Consider the following 19,649-nt stretch of genomic DNA (forward strand, 5'->3'; position numbering starts at 1 on the left):
GTGGACACACCTGACAATGGATCTTGTTGATCCTGGAAGGTGTAGATCCACGTGGCAAGGCCCTCGAAGTACAGTGCGGAGTTCCGGTCCGACGCGATCGCGTTGTGGCGGGCTTCGGCCGGCAGGCGGACGTTCAAGGACGTCGCGGCTGATCTGAACGTCAACCCCGAAACGCTGCGGACCTGGGTGCGTGATGCCGACGGTCGTCCAGTCGCCGCAGGCGCGTCGCAGGACACCGAGGCCGAGTTGGCCCGGCTGCGCGCGGAGAACGCGCGGCTGGCCAAGGCGGAGAAGGAATGGCAGCTGGAACGCGAGATCCTGCGACGGGCAGCCGCCTATTTTGCCCGGGAGATGAAGTGAAGACCGCCGCTTGGGACTTCGTCTCCGCCCACGCCGGAATGTTCGGCATCAAGCGGATATGCCGGGTGCCGGCAGTCTCCCGCTCGGGCTACTACCGGTGGATCGCCGGCGCCCAGGCGCGGGAGGAGCGCCAGGCCGCCGAGGACGCCCTGGTCGAGGAGATCCGCGAAATTCATGGCGAACACCGCGGGAACTACGGCGCACTCCGGGTCCACGCCGAACTGCGCGGCTTCGGCCACACGGTCAACCGCAAACGGGTGGCCAGGCTGATGCGCAAGCACGGCATCATCGGCCGCCACCTGCGGAAGAAGAAGCGCACCACGGTCCCGGACCGCCTCGCGCCGCCGGTGGCGGACCTGGTCCAGCGGGACTTCACCGCTGGCGCGCTGGACGAGAAGTGGTGCGGCGACATCACATACGTGCAGGTCGGAGCCGCGTGGCTCTACCTGGCCTGCGTCATCGACATCCGCTCCCGCCGGGTACTCGGCTGGTCGATGGCGCCGCACATGCGGGCCGAGCTCGTCATCGACGCGCTCCAGGCCGCGGTCGCGGCCCGCGGCGGCAAGCCGCCGGAGTGATCTTCCACGCGGACCGCGGATCGCAATATACGTCCGCCGCGTTCGCCCAGGTCTGCGACCGGTACGGCATCCGCAGGAGCATGGGAAGGGTCGGCTCGAGCTACGACAATGCCCTCGCGGAGAGTTTCTGGCAGGGTCTGAAGCGAGAGACGATGCACGGGAAGCTGTTCTCGACGATGCAACAGGCGAGACTGGAAATCTTCCGGTGGCTCACCTACTACAACGCCCGCCGACGCCACAGCGCGCTCGACTACCTCTCCCCTATCGAGTTCGAACAGCAGCACCACAAGACAGCTAAACTCCAACTCGCAGCATGAACCCCTGTGTCCACACTCCGGGGGTCACCTCAGTACCGCTCGACACCCCCGGCAACATCGCGTTCGACCACGCCGAGATCATCACCGCCGCCTGCGGGCAGCCCAGCACACGCTGACAGCGGTGCCTCGCCGTACCACCGGCAGGGCACCCCCTGCCCCACCCCGCGCCCCGCCAACGGACGGACCACTCGCCGGCGGGGCGCAGCACTGCCCGCCGACTCGCCGACAGGAGCTCACTTGAACGGCACCAGCCTCGATTCGAACCTGGACACTGCCCGCGCCGGGGTCGCCCAGGAAATTAGCCTCGCCGTTTCGGTTGGGGTGATGAGTCGTCGCTGATCGTCAGCCGCCGGGTGGGCGAGGTGATTTGGCTGTTTAGGCATGGCGGAGGCCCGGCGCGGTGGTCGGGTTCTCCAGGGTCCTTCGGGTCGTGGGCGGGCAGGGGTTGTCGGTCAGCCGGCTGGTCGGGGCGGTGCGGCAAGGCGATGGAAAGCGTCGGCGAGTTCGTTTCTCCATGGCCAGGTCGCCGATATCCGCAGGCGGAGGTGTCGGCCGCCTCGGGTGAGGCGGGCGGCGACGTGCAGCAGTCGGTAGCGGAGCTTTTTCGGTTCGGCAGTGGCCAGTTCGCCGTTCAGCAGCAGGACGCGGGTCCAGGCCAGCAGGTCGGTCGCCGCGAGGCTGAGTTCGAGCCAGACGGCGTTGATGGCGAAGTCCCGGGAGGGGAAGCGGCCGAAGCCGGTGGTCTTGCCGCATCGGATGTGGTCCTCGACGGTGGCATGCCCGCGGTGACGGGCCTCCAGGAACTGGGCGGGACCGCCACCGCAGGACGGGGTGTCGGTGAGGAAGACCTGATGGCGCAGGCCCTCGTCCTGATCGAACAGGGAGAGCTGGGCTCCGGGGTGCGGGCGCTCCCGGCGCACGATGATGCGGGTGTCGGCCGGGTAGCCGGTCAGGTCGACCATGCCGGTGAGCTCGGCGACCTCGGCGCCGTCACGCAGAGTTCCGTTCTGGTCCAGGGCGGGGTGCCAGCAAGCGTCGGGTATGGCTCGGACAGCACGGCGGACCGGCTCGGTGACCGCGCATCCGACCGAGAACCGCAGGTTGAGGCCGTGCTCACGCAGAGCCCGGATGTGGGCGAGGAAGGCTTTCGCGGATCCGGCACTGTCGGTGCGGACAAGAATGTCGGTGCCGTGCCGGTGGACGTCGGGAATCTGTGCGAGAGCGTCGTCCAGCACAGTGATGTGATCGGCGGCGGTGTTGGCACCGGCGTTCCCGGGCCGGAGCCGGCCGGACAGTGCTTCGCCGGTGTTGGCCAGGAAGCACAACAGCGGGTGGAAGCCGAAGCCGCCCTTGTAGGTGGGTGCGGCCGCTTCTTTCTCGGAGTGGCAGGTGATCAGCGTGGCGTCGAGGTCCAGGACCAGGCCGGGAAGTTCTCGTCCGCCGGCCCGGACGGCGGGTATGCCCTGGCCGGTCTCGGCGGCCTGCATCCAGGCGACTTCCCGGGCTGAGGCGCGGGCCGCTCGCAGCGAAGCAAGCACTGCCCCGTCGATGTCGGCGAGCAACCGCCAGGCGGTGGGCGTGGAGGCGACCGGTCCGAATACCTCGCCCTGGTCCCGCAGCACGGCCAGATCCGCTATCGCCTCACCGCCGTCGGCGAGCATCACCGCGAGATCGGTGGCGGTCCGACCCGGATCGTGCCCGGTGCCACGCGGACGTAGCGGCCCGAGCGCAGTGGAGTACGCGCCTGTCAGGCCGGTGGCCTCGGCGAGATCCGCCAGCAACCGTGCGCCCGCGTGCCCCACCACCCCCGAACCGTCAGTGGAGACGTGGAGCTTGGCACGAGAACCGATACCCTGCACGCAGAAAGTGCCTTCCGCTTGGACCGACAGAACCCCTCGACAAGGTTCATCGTCCCAGCTCAGAAGGCACTTTCGTATTTTCTTCCCGCTTCCGGCCTCATCTCAACCGAAATGGCGAGGCTAGACGAATGAGTCCGATGTCTTCTTCTAGCCTCCGGTGGTGCTGAGTCCGGGATGACATGGAACCTCCTACCCGGTTCAGGGCTTGCCGAGGAAGTCCAGGAGCATGCTGTTGAACGCGGCGGCCCGGGCGAACGGGACGCTGTGGTGCGACAGGCCAGGGAGTACTGCGATCTCGACGTGTGGCAGGTGCAGCCGCGCCGCCGCCTCAACGCGCCGAATGTCATGCGCCCTGCTGTCCCCGGCAAGCAGCACCAGCGTCGAGACCGTCGAGCTCCGCAGTTGCCGGGGCCTCGGGCGTTTGCCCACGACGACCTTCGTGCGCGGAAATTCGGCGGCGAACCCGTAAAGGTCCAGCCATGCGGGGTCAACTTCTGCGCCGTGGGTTTCCCAGGCGAGGAACGCGCGGGCCCGTTGGGCGGTGGGCCGGATGAGCATGGGAAGGGCGCGTAACAGGTACCCGGCCCTGTATCCAGCGAAGCACTGGGTGGGATCGAGGAGAGCGAGCTTGCGAACCCGCTGCGGCGTGCGCAGCGCAAAGGTGAGGGCGATCCATCCCCCATAGGAGTGCCCGCACAGGTCGACGCGGCCCGGGCCCAAGCCGTCGAGTACGCCGTCCAGCCAGTCGAGAAGGTCGTCGACGGACCGGACGGGGCGGCCCCCGCGTAGGCTGCGGCCTGCCTCGCCGATCCGGTCGACGGCGTAGACGCGCCGGGTGCGGCTCAGGTCGGCCACGTTGGCAAACCACACTGCCGAGGTGGCGCCGCCACCGTGCAGCAGCACCAGCGGCTCCCCGTCCACAGGGCCGCACGCGGTGACCCGGGTTGTGCCGTACATCGACGTCAGGTCCATCCGGTCGACGGGCACGGGCCAGTGGTCCAGGACGGCGTCGTACGCCGCCAGAAAGCGAGTCAGGTCTTCTGCCATGGGACGCCCTCAGAGAAATAGGTCGCTGAGCAAGTATCTCGCCAAGCGAGATACTATGCATACTGGATCGATTATGGAAGGGGCGGAATGGCATGGATGAAGGAGAGCGTGGACTGCGGGTTGTGCATCAGCTACGTGCCATCACCGTCGAACTCGACCTGGTCGGAGCCGAGTTCGCGCAACGCAACAGCCTGCACCCGACCGACCTGCGTGCCCTGATCTGCCTGTTGGATGCCGCTCGGGCGCACACGCTCGCGACGCCCGGCTGGCTCGGGCGGCAGCTCGGCCTGAACTCCGCGGGCACCACGGCCCTTGTCGACCGGCTCGAGAGGCTCGGCCACGTGCGGCGCACACGAGACAGCCGCGACCGACGCCGTGTGCTGCTCGAGGTTGATGAACGGGCAGTCGCTCTCGGACAGTCGTTCTTCGGACCGCTGATCACGGAGGTCGTCGCTGCGACGCGGACCTTCTCCGACACGGAGCTGGCAACAATCCAGCGCTTTCTACTGAACGTGCACGAGGTCGTCGCCGCACAGCGAGACCCTTCGAGCCTGCTCACCCCAAGTCCCGTGCCGCAGAAGAAGCGAGGGCCTCAGTGATCTGTTTGTGACGACGGACCTCGAGACCCTCTTGACCGCACTGTATGTGAAGATCGACGACGAGATCCGAGGGACCCGATGGATGGGGCGACCGCCCCGTCTCAGCGACTCCGAGCTCGTCTGCCTGGCGGTGGCCCAGGCGCTCCTCGGCCACCGCTCCGAGGCACGCTGGCTGCGCTTCGCCCGCAAGCGGCTGTCCGGCATGTTCCCGTACCTTCCGCAGCAGTCGGGCTACAACAAACGACTGCGTGTGGCATTGCCGCTGGTCAAGCGGATGATCCGGGACCTGGCCGTGGACAGCGACCTGTGGTTCGACAACCACTGGATCGTCGACTCCACGCCGGTGGCGTGCGGGATATCACGCCCGACGGTCCGGCGTTCGAACCTGGCCGGGTGGGCCGGGTACGGCTACTGCGCCTCCCACTCCCGGTTCTTCTGGGGCCTGCGCGGTGGGTGGGGGTTGCATAGGGTTGCAGTCGGGGGAGACCCAATGGCGGCGGCGAATGATCATCAGGTGGCCGCCGGCTGCCGGAGACTTCGTGAAACCCCTGGGGTGAGGGCTGATGAAACCGAACACGCACACTGTTCTCCACGACCCGCGCGGGTTGTTCGGAGCGGGCTTACCCCTGGACCGTGCCCCCTACGAGCGGTTGGTCGCCGCGGTCCTGTCCTGGACCGACCCGGCCGTCCTCACCCCGCACGACTTCGAGCAGATCGCCCTGCAGCTGACCGGTCACGCCCGCGCCGTCGCCACCGACGTCCGCCACCACACCGACATCCTGGACGAGGACACCGGCCCCCGCGCCCTGGCCGAGATCCTCCTCGCCGAAGCCCAACGCCGCCTCAGCACACCCCACCAGGGCACCCTGCACTGCGTGCAGAACCGGGCCCGCCTCATCCGCACCCTCTACGGACACCTGGACCGCCTCCAGACCGCCCCGGGCAACGCGACCACCTGAACCGCCACCGGCCACCGCAGCCGACAGCACGAGACCCCGGGTGACACCACCCCGGGGTCTCTGCGCGGCATGACGTGACGTCTGTCCGGCGGGTTCAGCGACCGGCTACGGCCCGTGTCACGCCCATTCCACCCTGGCTTCGTACACGACAGTGAGCAGCGTTTTGACAGCAGTTCGGGAGGCGCTGCGGAGGCTGGACCGCGTCGAATGTTCACGGCTTTGGGCTCTGGCTCAATTTCCGTGATCGTGTAGCCGTGAGTGACACCGGCTGGACAGGGCGAGGATCGATCCGAGTACGCGTGCTGCCCGCACGTCGACCCAACTGCTGACGAACGAGTCTCAGTCGACAAGGTCTCTCGCTTCGTAGCTGGCCAGCCCCATGGCGAGCAGGTGCGGTACCAGTGCGTTCAGATACCACGCCATGTCGGTCAGGGCTGGCGCTCCGGAGAGCCTTCGCCGGTCGATCGTCGGGATGAAGGAACAGTGCGATCGGCCAGCATGAAAAAGTAGCTGACCACCGGTTGCCGCGGTTGAGTGATAGATGCAGACGCCGACGAGGTAGTCAATGTTGTCCGGTGAGTCCACCACGGTCAGGACCTCAGCTGCCTGGTCAGTTGAAGCCGACTGCCAGTCGAACAGGCCGTCGTTGTTGACCATGTAGGAGATACCAAGGGGTTCCTGCAGCGACCACCCCTCACCGGCCAAGGCTCGCACCACGGCGTCCACTGTGACGGCACGTGCGAACACGAGATCGATGTCGGCGGTCCTGGACATTCGCGGCTCCTGCAGTGGGGTTGATCGATGTCGGAAGCGTTTCACGTGTGGTCATCAGTCAGGGAGCGAGGAGTACTCGTTTCCTCAGGAGTGCGAAGCCGGCTCGGCCGAACATCTGGCGTTTGAGCATCTTGATGCGGTTGACGTGCCCTTCCACGACGCCCGAGTTCCAGGGCAGCGTGAGCCCGGCGATGACCGCGGCCCGGTCGCGATCGATGCCGGCGGCGAGGGTATGGAGACCGGGCAGGTCGTCCTGGCGGACCGCGTCGAGCCACTCGGGCAGCCGTTGCCCCTGTCGCTCGGTGAGGATCTGGGCGAAGGAGCGGACATGTCCGGTGAGGGCTTCCAGTTCGGGGCAGTGGGCCAGGACGGCCTTGAGTCGGAGCTGTTCGACGTCGCCGACGGAGTCGGGGTGGCGCAGGATCCAGCCGGCGACGGTGCGGGGTGAGGGCGGGGGTGCGGTGCCCGGATCGGCCGAAAGGCGTTTGGTGCGGAAGTAGGCGCGAACTCGCTGGTAGCTGCCTTTGTAGCCGAGTGGCACGATCTCCTCCCACACCTTCCATGCGTTGGTGCAGCCCTGGTTCCAGCGGTCGTCCAGGTAGGGCTTGTACTCGTCGAGAACGGAGGGGCGGCCCTGCCACTGGCCGTGGAAGAGGTCTTCCGGGGTGGTGGCGTCGGCGAGGAGCTTGACCGTGCGGTAGGTCATCCCCAGCTGGCGTTGGATCGCGCGGCGGCTGTGGCCGGCCGCCAGCAGGGCGTGGACGGCGGCATGGTTGGACCGGGTCCTGTCGGCGAACCGGTGGCCGGTGGGCCACGGCGAGCCAGTTGGGTCAGCTGGTTCTTCTGATCTCTTGACCTGCCGAGATGGCTCGGGTGCGGTGCCTCGCAGGCAGCCCCGATGGTCGGCGACGCACCGTTCGGCGGCTTCGCTGAGGTTGTGCCACAGATGCCAGCGGTCCGCGACCTGCACTGCCTGCGGTGCCCCGACGGTGGCGCCTTCGGCGAAGAAGGGAGCCCGATCCCGGCAGACAACCTCGATCCTTGGCCTCTTGGCCAGCCATGCGGCCAGGCTCGATGCCTCTCGGTCTGGCAACAGGTCCACCGGCCGTCGCGTTTCGACGTCGACCAGCACCGTGCCGTAGTGCCGGCCTTTGCGCGTCGCGTACTCATCGACGCCGACCACTCTCGGGGCGGGCAGATCCGGCTCGGGCAGAGCCTCGACGAGCCGCAGCACCGTACTGCGGCTGACGGACACCCCAAAGACGCCGGCCATCCGAGCTCCCGCCCGGCCAGCCAGGGTGAGGCCGACCGCCGCCAGCGTCGAACGCAGACGCTCGGTCCACCGGCCGTACTTCCGGGTCAATCCAGGCACCTGCTCAACGAACGTCCGCCGCCCGCACGCAGCGACCGGGCAGGCGAAGCGGCGGACCCGCAGACAGAGCACCACCCGGCGTCCCGCGCTGGGAACATCCGCAGGAAACCGCAGGTAGGAGCTATGAACCCGGATCGACCAGTTCCCGCAGCCCGAACACGCCGAACCGGTCGTTGTGCTGCGGGCCTCGACTCGTATCGTCTCGTTGCTCACGTCCACCGACACCACCGACACGTCCGCGATCGACGGGAACAGCAACTCCTCCAGCCGGAGGACCACTTCTTCCACGATCCCGAACTGTCAGGTACCCGAGGTCACCACGGATCACTTTTAGGCGACTTCCAGGAGCCCAACACGACCACGAACCGTGACTCAGCGTGCGCAGGTCACGGAACTTGAGCCAGAACCCGGCTTTGAGCAGCGGCTCGGGGTGTAGGCGAGGTCGGCCGTCTGCCGCTTCCCGAGGGGCTGGGCAAAGCGCTGGCTACGGGGGCAGGTGGTCCGTCGTGGCGGCACCGTTGCCGGGTGCCAGGCCCGTGGTCCGTGTTGCTGCCTCAAAGCCGTGAACATCGACATCGCCGCCGTGCAGGCGCCTCCCGCACGGTGAACAACTGCTGACGCGAGTCGTGAACAAAGCCAGCCAGCCACTTCCCCAGATCGTCGCCCTCGAAGAGCACGCCGGGTTGGATGTCGGGGAGGGATCCGCCGGCCTCGGTGTCGGCGAGATCGGCGAGGACCCGGTGGTGCCGTTGCCAGTCCAGGGGCCACGGGCAGTCCAGTCCTCATCGATGGCACCACACCATCCCCTCCTGGTCGAGGAGGGGGGGAGGTTGTCTTCGTTTCGGGCTCGCGAAAATCTATGTTGGTCGGAGTAGACATTGGGTGGTGGTGTGGTTATGGTTTCTCTCGTAGCCGAGATCAGCAGGGCCCGGCAGAGATGAACTGCCAGGCAGCAGTATTCGTAGTTGTAGTTCGCAGGGCGGTGCGGTGGTGGAGTTCCGGAGCCAGGTTTGTTGCAGGAAGGCGACGGGACTGACGACCGGACCGGGTGGCCCGCAGTAGTCAGGGGCCGCCGCGAGCAATACCGCAGTAGCAGTACCCGTAAGTGCAGTTCGCAGTACCCAGCAGTGGAGTAAACGAGCGGTTCCTCGGTGAAGGCGTCGGCTGCGGGCGCGCGTGCCGGGAGGTTCGGCAGTGGGGTTCCAAGCCAGAGCAGACGCAGGACGGGCGACGGGGCTGGCTGCCGAAGGCAGTGGCGCTACCGCAGGCCACCGAGCAGTACGCAACAGAGCAGTGCCAGCAGTAGGTAAGTGATTGATCCCAGAGGGAAGAACGGAGGAGCCAGGCGCCATCAGGATCGCCCGGGCGGAGTGTTGAGCCCGGGTACCGCAGGACATCGATAGTGAGGTGGTCTCCGGTCAAGCAACCGCGATCCCCGCACACGCCCTCATCCCCCGTGAGCCGGTGCGGAACAAGAAGGCCGGGCCAACAGCAGGGCCGGCAGATGGTGTAGCAGTTCCTTCGGGCCCGGGTGCCACATGGCACCCGGGCCCCTCCACGCGTTCCATGAGAGGTGCAAGTGACAGCAGACGACTCGTTCGGCCGTCTCGACGACGACGACTACCCCGCCTACACCATGGGCCGGGCCGCCGAAATACTCGGCACCACCCACGGCTTCCTCCGAGCCATCGGCGAAGCCCGCCTCATCACCCCACTCCGCTCCGCAGGCGGCCACCGCCGCTACTCCCGCTACCAGCTGCGCATCGCCGCCCGCGCCCGGGAGCTCGTCGACCAGGGCACCGCCATCGAATCCGCCTGCCGCATCGTCATCCTCGAAGACCAGCTCGAGGAAGCCCAGCGCATCAACGCCGAACACCACCGAGACACCAAGCCGCCCAGCACGCCGACCTCGGCCTGAAGCCCTGCGCGTCCGGTGGAAAACCGGCAGGTGCTGAACCCGCCTGCCGCAAGTGTGCTCGAGGGCGGTCCCCTCCCTGCGGTTGTCATGCTCGAAAGAATGCTCTCGTCTTCGGCGTGGGTGCTCTGTCGTGCTGCTGCTTCTTCGCGCAAGATGTCCATCGGCTGGTCGGGGCGGCGTCTGCGAGGCGGCTTCTGCACGGTGAAGGGCTTCGGCCGCAGAGCCAGGGGCAGCTTCCCGGACGCGTACCGCCCAGTTCGTGATGTGCCCTTCGGGCTACCGTGAACTCCAGGCTGGTCAGGCCGTGATGTGTGACGACACCCCGGGCCGGATAGCCCCCAGCCCACGAACGTCGGCCGCGCTTCTGGGCTGTTCGGCACCAGGTGTGCCTTCCCCGACCCTCCGTCCTGACGGGCGACGCGCTGGTGCGCTGACCCGCATCCGAGCGGTCGGCATCCTCGCACTGCGAAGGGTAGGCATCCTTCCTGCAACGCTGTGCTCGGTGTGGGCCGATATCTATGGCCACGGCATGAGGGTTCAATGCGCCGCGCCAGGAGTGTTTCTACCGCAGCAAAGAGAGCGGAATTATTCACCGTACGCGGACCATTACGACATGCTACTGTCGCTCTCAGTTGCAGTTGTGGTTCCCAAAATTTCAAGCTTCTGCGTGGGAATTGTTCGACCAGCGGAAGCTTCATTGTATATCCGGTTTCCCTCCGGGTGGGGCATCATCGCGGCGACGCGGGATCCGTACATCACGGGTCTCGGCGTACTGCCCCCTCGAAGGAGATGCGACATGGCGTCAGGCACTGTGAAGTGGTTCAACGCAGCCAAGGGTTTCGGCTTCATCGAGCAGGACGGTGGCGGCGCTGACGTGTTCGCCCACTTCTCGAACATCGCCGCCCAGGGCTTCCGTGAGCTGCTCGAAGGCCAGAAAGTCACCTTCGACATCGCACCGGGCCAGAAGGGCCCGACGGCCGAGAACATCGTTCCCGCCTGACGCTGACGCGCACTTCGTAGCTGGGGCCCGCATCCTTCGGGGTGCGGGCCCCAGCTGCGGGCATTCTCCCGGAGTGGTGCCACCTGCGGTGGAACCTCCGCCCGCAGAGTCTTCTCGCTGCCCACTCCTTCCGAGTCCCACCTGTCGGTGGAACTGGATTCCTCGCCCATATGGCGTCACTCATTCCATGGCCTGCCTCCCGCTCCGGGATCAACCGCAGGTCTCATTTGATTTCGCATTCCGCTCGGCCCGTTCTTGTGATTCCCCGCGCTGTTCTTCCGCTGCGGGAATTCCTTGATACGTGCCGTATCAAGGAAGGTTCTGAATGAACCCCACACGTACGAACAACCGCTCTTCCCGCAGCCGTGCCGCCGACTCCGGCCGGGGCGGTAGCCGCTTCAACTCGACCGCCTCGACCCGTTCCGCTGCCCCGGCCCGTTCCGGCGGTTCGGGCCGCTCGGGTGGCCATGGGCGGCGGCCCGCCGCAGTCCAGGGCGAGTTCGCCCTGCCGGTCACGGTCACTCCCGCGCTGCCCGCCGTCGGGGCGTTCGCCGACCTCGACATGCCGGGGCAGCTGCTGGCGGCGCTGACCGCGCAGGGGGTGAGCGTTCCGTTCCCGATCCAGGGGGCGACCCTGCCCAACACCCTCGCGGGCCGCGACGCTCTGGGACGTGGGCGCACCGGCTCCGGCAAGACCCTCGCTTTCGGCCTGGCTCTGCTGGCCCGTACCGCCGGTCAGCGTGCCGAGCCCCGACAGCCGCTGGCCCTGGTCCTGGTGCCGACGCGTGAGCTGGCCCAGCAGGTGACCGACGCCCTGGCCCCGTACGCCCGCTCGGTGAGGCTGCGCCTGGCTACCGTCGTCGGCGGGATGTCGATCGGGAGGCAGGCCAACGCGCTGCGCGGTGGCGCGGAGGTCCTCGTGGCGACGCCGGGCCGGCTCAAGGACCTCATCGACCGGGGTGACTGCCGGCTTGACCAGGTCGCGATCACCGTCCTGGACGAGGCCGATCAGATGGCTGACATGGGCTTCATGCCCCAGGTCACCGCGCTTTTGGACCAGGTACGCCCCGAGGGCCAGCGGATGCTGTTCTCCGCCACCCTGGACCGCAACGTCGACCGCTTGGTCCGCCGCTACCTCAGCGACCCGGTCGTCCACTCCGTCGACCCCTCAGCCGGTGCGGTCACGACGATGGAACACCACGTCCTGCACGTCCACGGCACCGACAAGCACCGGGCGACGACCGAGATCGCGGCGCGCGAAGGCCGGGTGATCATGTTCCTGGACACCAAGCGGGCCGTGGACAAGCTCACCGACCACCTGCTGGCCAGCGGTGTGAGAGCCGCCGCTCTGCACGGCGGGAAGGCGCAGTCGCAGCGCACCCGGACCCTGACCCAGTTCAAGACCGGGCACGTCACTGTGCTCGTGGCCACGAACGTCGCCGCCCGCGGCATCCACGTCGACAACCTCGACCTCGTCGTCAACGTCGACCCGCCGACCGACCACAAGGACTACCTCCACCGCGGCGGCCGAACCGCGCGGGCAGGGGAGTCCGGCAGCGTCGTCACCCTCGTCACCCCCAACCAGCGCCGAGACATGACCCGCCTCATGACCGCCGCCGGCATCGTGCCCCAGACCACCCAGGTCCGCTCCGGCGAAGAGGCACTCGGCCGCATCACCGGCGCCCAGACCCCCTCCGGCATTCCCGTGACGATCACCGCACCAGTGGCCGCGCGGCGTGAGCGCAGCCGCAGCACGGGCTCCCGCGGCCGACGCAGCCCCGCCTCCGCGGCCCGGCGCGTGACCGCGCATCAGTCTTCCTTCGACGCGGCTGCCTGAGAACTCCGTGATCCGGAAACTCACCCACCTCTGCAGGAGGCACCTTTTGACGCTGGTCCAGATGCAGCCCCGCTCGACGAATGCCACTGCCGTAGGCAGGACGGTGGCCGAAGCCATGGACACCGCCGGGCCACAGGTCTGTGACGACACGACCGTCGAGGTGGCCCTGTCCGTCATGGCCAGTGCCCGCACCAGGCATCTGCTCGTCTGCGACGACAGCGGCCGGTGTACCGGACTGGTCACTCACGCGCAGCTCGCAGCAGTTCGCGACGGCTCCGCGTACTCGGACAGGATCCAGCTGCGGGACATCCTCGGAGACCGACGGCCGTTCACCTCACCGGTGACCACCATGGCCGAAGCCGGGCACATGATGCGCTACAGCGACGTCGACGCCCTGCCTGTGGTCGACGAACATGGCAGTGCCCTGGGCGTCCTCGCCGTCGCCCGCTGAGCCCTCCACGCCGCGGCAGAACTACTCCCTCTTCGTTCCTCTCCCTGTGAGGCATCATGCGCTGTGTCATCGCCCGCTTCCCGTTCGACCTGACCAGGAGCGGCGTCCTGGAATCGATGAAGGGCATCAAGCCCGAGCAGGCTTCCGGCGAGTCCGTGATCATCGGCCGGCGCACCTACCCCGTCAAACAGGTCGGCCAGGTCGTCACACGCCAGGACCGCCGCGACTTCAGCGCAGGAGAAGTCGTGCGGGCCATGACCCAGCTCGGCTTTACGTGCCCCGAGCGTCCCCAGGCCCCCGCACCCGCCCGCGTTCTCAACCCGTTGCAGCAGGCTTCCGCGATGCTCGGCGTCCCTGTGGCTGCCTGACCGACGGTCAGGCGCCAGCCGCCGGTAGGCAGTGGTGAGGGTCCGGCCGACGTACTCCGGCCGGGCCCTCACCGCGTATCGAGGTGTCCCGGCGCGGCAGTGGGTCAGTGGTCGGAGTAGCTGAAGTCGCCCATCGTCCAGGCGCTGACGTCCTCGATCGCGACCCGGTACATCCCGCCTGTCTCCGGGATGTCCTCGGGCCGGACCTGCGGCCACCGGCCACCAGGCCCGCGCCCCGCCCGGCCGAACCGCCGACCTCCGGGCGCCCCTCCGGAGCGCGCCCGGATGGGTTGCACCGCCTGGCTGCACAGGTGTGTTCGGTTCGTCGCTCTGCTCTTGGTCCTCGTCTCCGGGCTCGTCCTGGCCGGCCTGGCCTACGTCACCCACCGCCACCCCCGCCTGAAGAAGCCTCTGGGCGTCGCGGTCACTTCCGCCGGTGTCCTCGTCGCGATCGTCGCGGTCCTGGCCGCCGTCGTTGCCCTCACCACCAATGACGGGGCAAGCCGGTCAAGCCCGCCGACCTCTTTGCACGTAGTGCCGTGGAAGGAGGTCGGGTCAGGGATCGGGTCAGCGGCGGGCGGTGCCGCGTCGAGCCAGCCTAAGGGTTGCCGCGGCGACGTCGTCCTGGTCGTGCTCTCCGGTCCCGGGCCGGGACCGGCGACAGGGACACCGGGGCCGGCCGGAGGGACACCGGGGTGGTCAGGGGACGTCGCCTTCCCGGACCAGGGGCCGCCAGGGCTACCGGAGCGAGGCTGGCAGCTGCGTTTCGCTGTCAGTAATGGTTGAGTCAACCTGCTTCCTCGTCAGGTTCTGCGCGCGGGTCAGGTCCGCGCCGCGCAGGTTCGCGTTGCTCAGGTCCGCGCCGCTCAGGTCCGCGCCGCTCAGGTTCACGCCGGTCAGGTCCGCGCCGCTCAGGTTCACGCCGCTCAGGTTCACGCCGGTCAGGTCCGCGCCGGTCAGGTCCGCGCCGGTCAGGTCCGCGCTGCTCAAGTTCACACCGCTCATGTGCGCACCCATGGTGACGACCCGCTGGTCGGCGATGCTCAGGTCCGCGATGTCTAGGTCCGCGATGTCTAGGTTCGTGAACTCCCGGTCCGCGATGTTTAGGTTCACGTCGCTCAGGTCCGCGCCGTGCTGGTCCGCGACGCTCAGGTTTGCGCCGCGCAGGTTCGCGTCGCTCAGGTCCGCGCCGCTCAGGTTCACGAAGCTCAGGTTCACGTCGCGCAGATTTGCGCCGCGCAGGTTCACGTCGCGCAGGTTCACGTTGCGCAGGTCCGCGTTGCGCAGGTCCGTGTTGCCCAGGTCCGCGCGGCGTAGGTTCACACCGAGCAGGTCCGCGCCGTGCAGGTCCGCGTCGCTTAGGTCCGTGCCTGCCAAGGCCGCCCCCGACTTGATTGCGGCTAGGAGGTTGATGTTGGGGAGCTTGGCGGCATGGAGATCCAGGAGAAAAGTGCCGTCCCGGGTTGTGTCGCGGGTGGCGAGGACGGTGAGGGCGGCGTGGACGTCGGCCGGGACGTCCTGGCCCTTTGCTGGGGGTTTGGCGGCGTGGGTGCGGATGTAGGCGGCGAGGACGTCGGCGATGGTGGGATGGTCGCGGCGGGAGTCCTGCATGATCCGCTGCAAGGCATAGATGCCGCCCAGCCGCACGTCCACCTTGTCCTCACCGAGGTTGCCCACCGCTGCCGTGTACCGGTCGGTGATCTGCCCCTCCTTGGCCAGCGCCCGGTCATCCCGCGCCTGAGTATTGGCCTGCTGGGCCTGCTCATTGGCCTGCCTGGTCTGAACGTTCGAGTACCAGAGACCCACCACCGCCACGACCGCGGCGACCACAACGGTGAACAACTCGATCCGCCGCGCCCAGTCCAGGGCCTCAGGACGTCCCTCAGGAGTCGGGTCAGCGGGAGTGGGAGTATCTGGTGGACGGGTGGAGCCTGCTCCCAGGCCGACGGAGGTCCGGGCAGTGAGACGGGTGGTACGGCGTAGCCGCGGGCGGCGGGCAGGCGTGGGAGGCATACCTGTATTCGATCCCAACACCCCACTCCGGCGCAGCGATTCGGTTCTATGAAGCCGAGGTCCCAGTGCGGCACACCAGTGGTGCGGCGGGTTTCCGGGAGCGGCGGCACTCCAGGGGTGCCGACCCGCTCCGGACCCGCTTCCTGGCTGGATTGCTCACCTGTGGGGGTGTCTGCCTCGTACGGTGAGGTGGTGGACGACACGATGACCGAGGTCGAGTTGTACGGCGGGCCGTTCGATGGGTGGGTGGTGCCGGTGGACACCGGTGATCCGGACCCCCCTGGACCGCGATCATCAGTGACTACGGAGAGCATCCCGGTGGCCGGTCCCTGTGCGCACCCGATACGACTGGTCGGTGGCGCTGGGTCCGGAACCTTGGGCCGGAGGAGATCTGATGGAACGGCTGCCCGACCCGGAGCCGGGCGATACCGCACGCCTCGATCAGCTGGCGGCCCACTGGCGGGAGGCACCGCCGGACATCCGTCAGGATGTTCTCACCGCGGCCGCGGCGGTCCAGGACGCACCGGAGCCCGGCCGCGTCGCCCACCTGCTGGAAACACTCGGCCGCCTGAAACTCCCGGACACCCCGGACGGCACCCCGTGATGCTGGCGGCGCCGACACAGCACGAGACCCCGGGCGATGGCGCCCGGGGTCTCTCTGCGACATGACGTGACGTCTGTCCTGCCGGTTCAACGACCGGCCACGGCCGGTGTCACGCCCCATGCCGGCATCACCCCGCTTACCCCGAACCCGCCGCGCTCGGGGGTGTGTTGGGCGGGCGGCCGGCGGTTCGGACGGGGGGATTGTCGTCCTGGGCCTGGAGGGCCGAAGTGACTCCGGGCGGCTGCAGGCGCGATGGGGCTGGTCGATTCATCTGCGAAGCCGCCCGTCGCCTCCGCCACCTGGTGCTGTTCGAGTCGTGTTCGTCGATGGGAGCCGTCTCACCGGGCACTGACACCGAACGCCGCGAGGCTTCGTCGTGTCACTCCTTCGGGTGTGATTTCGTGATTGTCGTTCTCCTGGCCGGAGTACGCGGATAGCTTCGCCGGCATGGCGACAGGTGATGCTCGGGTGGAGATCGGCGCGGTGCAGGCGGCATGGGATCAGGCGTGTGTTCTCCGGTCGCAGGACGCCCTGGAGAAATGGCCCGGCCTGTCCAGAAGCATCACGGCGGCCACCGCCATCCACAGTGCTGACGAACTGCACCGGGGAACGGTGCTGCTCCTCGGCAGCGCGCTGGGGCAGATCGGGGCCGGCAGCCCCGCGGGACGGCGCAATGCCGAACGGTTCACCAGCACCCTGATGACCAAGGTCGGCCAGTGGGCCGGGACCGAGGCCGTGGAACGTTCCGACCTGCCGATGGTCCGCCAGGCCGTGACCGTCGCCTTCGAGGGCCGTGACCCGGTGGCCTGGCGGGACCGGGCCACCGGTCCCCGACAGCGAACGACGCGCGATGACCTGCGCACTCGCATTGACCGCGGACTTCGTGGACCTGATCGACGGACCCGGATCATGCGAACGCACCCTCCTGGCATCATTCGGGCGCACTCTCGACTGATCTGATGCCGACCGGGAGAAGCGGCCCGGTTTCGCGGAGCGGCTGCCTCGTCTGGGCAGCGGGTACCTCAGAGCAGTTCGGGCCGGTGGGCTTTCCGGGGAACCGGTCCGGCAACCCCGAGCGCGGCCATCGGACATGAGGCGATGAGGGACTTCGAGGGCGTGGTGGCCGAGTTCCGTGCGACCGCCGCGCGATTGGCCCGGCAGGCTGACGCGCCGACTGATCCCCGCAAGGCCCTGTGCCTCAGTGAGACCGGCCGTGTACCGCCGGGCATCGCCGCCGACGCCCCGGCCCCCCGCCCACTTCCTGTGTCTTTACCGAGCCTGCCCGCAGGTTCGCCGCCCGTCGACCGCACCTGGACCACGACTGACAGGAGCCATGCTGTGCCAGACGCCGGAACGAGTATCCATGCATGGCGTATCGACAACCGGGACTATCAGCGTCAGACGGAACGGCGCGGACGCCGGTTCGCCTACACGAGCCTCGATCCCGCGCGTACGGCGCTGGTCGTGATCGACATGGTGCCGTTCTTCCTCGACGCCAACCCCTACGCCCGCGGCATCGTCCCGAACATCCAGCACCTCGCCGACCGCATGCGGAGCGCCGGCGGAACGGTCGCCTGGGTCCTGCCCGCGCGCACCGAACGCACCGAGGTCGGGGACGAATTCCACGGCCCCGAAGCGGCCGAGATGTTCCGCAACGCCGGCGGTACCGGACCGCTGCCGGACCGGCTCTGGCACGGTCTCACCCCCGGCACCGACGACCTCCTGGTGAAGAAGTCCGCACCCAGCGCCTTCTTCCCCGGCCGCTGCCCACTGCCCGAACTGCTCCGGGAACGCGAGGTGAACACGGTTCTGATCACCGGCACCGTCACCAACGTGTGCTGCGAGTCATCGGCCCGCGACGCCTGGACCCTCGGCTACCGGGTCATCATGGTCGCCGACGCCAACGCGACCGGCCGCGACCAGGACCACAACGCCACACTGCGCACGGTCTACCGGTCCTTCGGAGACGTCCGGTCAACCGCGGATGTCCATGCGCTGATCGGCGGCGGCTGACCGCCCTCGCCGCCCGCGTCCCGCTCGGTGTGGTGGGCAGGCCTCTGGGCCGGGTCCGTAACCCGGGACTCGTGCAGTGCAAGGAGTTCGTGGAGGTCGTTGGCGACCATGACCTGCGCGAGACGGCCGGCGACGGTCACGACCCGGGTCCAGCCCTCCGCGCGCAGGTACTCCACGTCGGTGTCGTTCGGGGCCTCCCCCTCGACGGCGGCGAGAGCGGCATCGAGCTGCCTCATGAGTACAACCTCTTCCTCGGTGCGCAGCCCGATGCCGAGGTACCGCTCGGGGTGCTGTGCATCACCGAAGTCGTCGAACAGGGTGTGGCAGACCTGGTCCAGGTTCTCGAACGTGGCCGGGTCGAGCCAGACATCACGTTGCCACGGCGGATTGGCCAGTGCCAGCACCGCCGGCACCAGATGGATTCGAGCACGCGCGGTGAGCAACTGGTCGTCCACCCGGCGGAGTTTATCCACAGAGCGGACGACCAGTGCAGTCGGACGTCTTCCCAGGCTCCTGTCACGGTTCCACCGAGGGGGCGGGCGACGCGGTCCCGGGCCAGGAGCAGGGCGACCAGCTACTCCAGTTCCACAGGAGCGTCCGGACACAGAGTGCGCAGTCGGGGCAGGTGGCTCTTTGATGTGCTGGTATCAGGTGCCAGGATGTGCCAGTGAAGCGGTGCGGTGTGTCGGACAAAGCCTCGGGTGCCATGAAGGCCAGGGTGCCGATCAGGACGCCGGTGGTGGTGATGTCGTGCCGCCCGTCACCGCTCTTGGTGATGCCGAAGTCCACGACGGTGGCCTCACCGTTGTCCCGGACCATGATGTTGGACGGCTTGATGTCCTACGAACCGCTCGACCTTGCTCCGCAGGTCTGACGAGAGGTCGGAGAGGCTGCCGACGATGAAAGTCAGTTGCCTCGCAAGCTCCGGATAAGCACTCCAGACAGCCGAGTTCCTGGTCAGGACCGCCCGCAGCAGGTCGCCCTCGTACATGTGGCCTTCGGCCAGCGGGTTGTCACGAAGGACCTCCACCGCGAGCGGAAGAAGCACCGGCAGCCCAATGTCCTGCCCGATCAGCAGGCGCAGGTCCTCAACAGTCAGAGTCCCGACCGGCCGACTCCGCAGAGCAGCCGCCGTCGCGATGAGACGGGTGGCGTCAGGCGCGGGCGCCTGCCAACGATCACGCTCAAGCTCCTCAAGGGACCGCCGACGGTCGATAGATACAGTCACCAGACGATTCTCTCGTGAATGCGTGTGGTCGGGCAGCCGGAGACCATTGCTGATCTCCGGCTGCCCGACCACAACGCGAGATCTCCAACACGGCCTTGATGCGGGAGTAGACGTCGCCGTCGGGTGAGCGCAGCTCCTCCGGTCGTCGGCCAGCCGGTGCAGGGCCCAGCCGGGGATGGCCCGCAGATCGGCGAAGCCGCGGGGGAAGCGCCGCAGCCCGGCTGTGATCACGCTCTCCACCTGGATTTCTTTGGGCCTGCCGCCGGACCTTCGCTCCCAAGACGAGCGACTGGACGTCCACCGACGCGACCGCCTCGCTGGCCTCTTTCACGAATACCAACATGCCGCGTGA

19 protein-coding genes and 2 pseudogenes are annotated in these 19,649 nt (G+C 68.1%); 12 read left to right on the forward strand and 9 right to left on the reverse strand.

The window, feature by feature from the left end:
* The first annotated feature begins 51 nt into the window (after window positions 1–51).
* Window positions 52–1,255: pseudogene (locus OHA98_RS19755) on the forward strand (IS3 family transposase).
* 452 nt (window positions 1,256–1,707) lie between these two features.
* Here the strand turns inward: OHA98_RS19755 and OHA98_RS19760 are convergent.
* Window positions 1,708–3,114 (reverse strand): IS1380 family transposase, encoded by a 1,407-nt coding sequence (locus OHA98_RS19760; RefSeq protein WP_266927529.1) that lies wholly within the window; start codon window positions 3,112–3,114, stop codon window positions 1,708–1,710.
* Window positions 3,115–3,312: 198 nt separating this feature from the next.
* Entirely contained in the window at window positions 3,313–4,161 is an 849-nt protein-coding gene (locus OHA98_RS19765; RefSeq protein WP_266927531.1) for an alpha/beta fold hydrolase, read from the reverse strand.
* 92 nt (window positions 4,162–4,253) lie between these two features.
* Here OHA98_RS19765 and OHA98_RS19770 point away from each other — a divergent pair, with 92 nt between their 5' ends.
* From OHA98_RS19770 to OHA98_RS19780, 3 genes and pseudogenes are all read left to right on the forward strand, one after another.
* A complete protein-coding gene (locus tag OHA98_RS19770; protein ID WP_266927533.1) occupies window positions 4,254–4,760 on the forward strand; it encodes a MarR family transcriptional regulator in 507 nt (168 codons plus the stop codon).
* A gap of 7 nt (window positions 4,761–4,767) precedes the next feature.
* Window positions 4,768–5,208, forward strand: a pseudogene (locus OHA98_RS19775) (IS982 family transposase); the annotation flags it as partial.
* A gap of 115 nt (window positions 5,209–5,323) precedes the next feature.
* The gene (locus tag OHA98_RS19780) at window positions 5,324–5,719 is read left to right on the forward strand and encodes a DUF6415 family natural product biosynthesis protein (RefSeq protein ID WP_266927535.1); all 396 of its coding nucleotides are present in this window, start codon (window positions 5,324–5,326) and stop codon (window positions 5,717–5,719) included.
* A gap of 339 nt (window positions 5,720–6,058) precedes the next feature.
* Here OHA98_RS19780 and OHA98_RS19785 read toward each other — a convergent pair whose 3' ends face one another.
* The gene (locus OHA98_RS19785) at window positions 6,059–6,493 is read right to left on the reverse strand and encodes a hypothetical protein (RefSeq protein ID WP_266927536.1); all 435 of its coding nucleotides are present in this window, start codon (window positions 6,491–6,493) and stop codon (window positions 6,059–6,061) included.
* 58 nt (window positions 6,494–6,551) lie between these two features.
* A complete protein-coding gene (locus tag OHA98_RS19790; RefSeq protein WP_266927538.1) occupies window positions 6,552–8,153 on the reverse strand; it encodes an ISL3 family transposase in 1,602 nt (533 codons plus the stop codon).
* A 1,291-nt stretch (window positions 8,154–9,444) separates the two neighbouring features.
* On the opposite strand from OHA98_RS19790, the gene OHA98_RS19795 reads away from it, so the two are divergent.
* From OHA98_RS19795 to OHA98_RS19815, 5 genes are all read left to right on the forward strand, one after another.
* Complete coding sequence (locus OHA98_RS19795; RefSeq protein WP_266927540.1) at window positions 9,445–9,783, forward strand: MerR family transcriptional regulator; 339 nt, start codon at window positions 9,445–9,447, stop codon at window positions 9,781–9,783.
* A gap of 796 nt (window positions 9,784–10,579) precedes the next feature.
* A complete protein-coding gene (locus OHA98_RS19800; protein WP_076967088.1) occupies window positions 10,580–10,783 on the forward strand; it encodes a cold-shock protein in 204 nt (67 codons plus the stop codon).
* 325 nt (window positions 10,784–11,108) lie between these two features.
* Window positions 11,109–12,620, forward strand: a complete 1,512-nt coding sequence (locus tag OHA98_RS19805; protein WP_266927544.1) for a DEAD/DEAH box helicase — start codon at window positions 11,109–11,111, stop codon at window positions 12,618–12,620.
* 46 nt (window positions 12,621–12,666) lie between these two features.
* Window positions 12,667–13,071 (forward strand): CBS domain-containing protein, encoded by a 405-nt coding sequence (locus tag OHA98_RS19810; RefSeq protein ID WP_266927546.1) that lies wholly within the window; start codon window positions 12,667–12,669, stop codon window positions 13,069–13,071.
* Between the two features lie 56 nt (window positions 13,072–13,127).
* Window positions 13,128–13,439, forward strand: coding sequence for an SCO5918 family protein (locus tag OHA98_RS19815; protein ID WP_266927548.1), 312 nt, complete (start codon window positions 13,128–13,130; stop codon window positions 13,437–13,439).
* A 104-nt stretch (window positions 13,440–13,543) separates the two neighbouring features.
* On the opposite strand, the gene OHA98_RS19820 is transcribed toward OHA98_RS19815, so the two are convergent.
* Together OHA98_RS19820 and OHA98_RS19825 are read right to left on the reverse strand one after the other, a co-directional pair.
* Window positions 13,544–13,735 (reverse strand): hypothetical protein, encoded by a 192-nt coding sequence (locus OHA98_RS19820; RefSeq protein WP_266927973.1) that lies wholly within the window; start codon window positions 13,733–13,735, stop codon window positions 13,544–13,546.
* Between the two features lie 442 nt (window positions 13,736–14,177).
* The gene (locus OHA98_RS19825; protein ID WP_266927550.1) at window positions 14,178–15,281 is read right to left on the reverse strand and encodes a pentapeptide repeat-containing protein; all 1,104 of its coding nucleotides are present in this window, start codon (window positions 15,279–15,281) and stop codon (window positions 14,178–14,180) included.
* 565 nt (window positions 15,282–15,846) lie between these two features.
* On the opposite strand from OHA98_RS19825, the gene OHA98_RS19830 reads away from it, so the two are divergent.
* The 3 genes from OHA98_RS19830 (at window position 15,847) to OHA98_RS19840 (ending at window position 18,069) form a co-directional block, all read left to right on the forward strand.
* On the forward strand, window positions 15,847–16,056 hold the full coding sequence (locus OHA98_RS19830) for a hypothetical protein (protein ID WP_266927552.1): 210 nt from the start codon (window positions 15,847–15,849) through the stop codon (window positions 16,054–16,056).
* A 447-nt stretch (window positions 16,057–16,503) separates the two neighbouring features.
* Window positions 16,504–17,016 (forward strand): hypothetical protein, encoded by a 513-nt coding sequence (locus OHA98_RS19835; protein ID WP_266927554.1) that lies wholly within the window; start codon window positions 16,504–16,506, stop codon window positions 17,014–17,016.
* Between the two features lie 378 nt (window positions 17,017–17,394).
* Window positions 17,395–18,069, forward strand: coding sequence for an isochorismatase family cysteine hydrolase (locus OHA98_RS19840; protein ID WP_266927555.1), 675 nt, complete (start codon window positions 17,395–17,397; stop codon window positions 18,067–18,069).
* Here OHA98_RS19840 and OHA98_RS19845 read toward each other — a convergent pair.
* From OHA98_RS19845 to OHA98_RS19855, 3 genes are all read right to left on the reverse strand, one after another.
* Complete coding sequence (locus OHA98_RS19845; RefSeq protein ID WP_266927557.1) at window positions 18,006–18,524, reverse strand: hypothetical protein; 519 nt, start codon at window positions 18,522–18,524, stop codon at window positions 18,006–18,008. The two genes, OHA98_RS19840 and OHA98_RS19845, sit on opposite strands and share 64 nt — an antisense overlap.
* Window positions 18,525–18,585: 61 nt before the next feature.
* Complete coding sequence (locus OHA98_RS19850; protein WP_266927559.1) at window positions 18,586–18,888, reverse strand: hypothetical protein; 303 nt, start codon at window positions 18,886–18,888, stop codon at window positions 18,586–18,588.
* Window positions 18,869–19,297 carry a contact-dependent growth inhibition system immunity protein gene (locus OHA98_RS19855; RefSeq protein ID WP_266927561.1) on the reverse strand — a complete coding sequence of 143 codons (429 nt, stop codon included), beginning with the start codon at window positions 19,295–19,297 and terminating at the stop codon, window positions 18,869–18,871. The genes OHA98_RS19850 and OHA98_RS19855 overlap by 20 nt, the downstream gene beginning before the upstream one ends.
* Between the last annotated feature and the right edge of the window lie 352 nt (window positions 19,298–19,649).

Origin of the sequence: Streptomyces sp. NBC_00654, from assembly GCF_026341775.1 — a bacterium.
Taxonomy (GTDB): Bacteria; Actinomycetota; Actinomycetes; order Streptomycetales; family Streptomycetaceae; genus Streptomyces.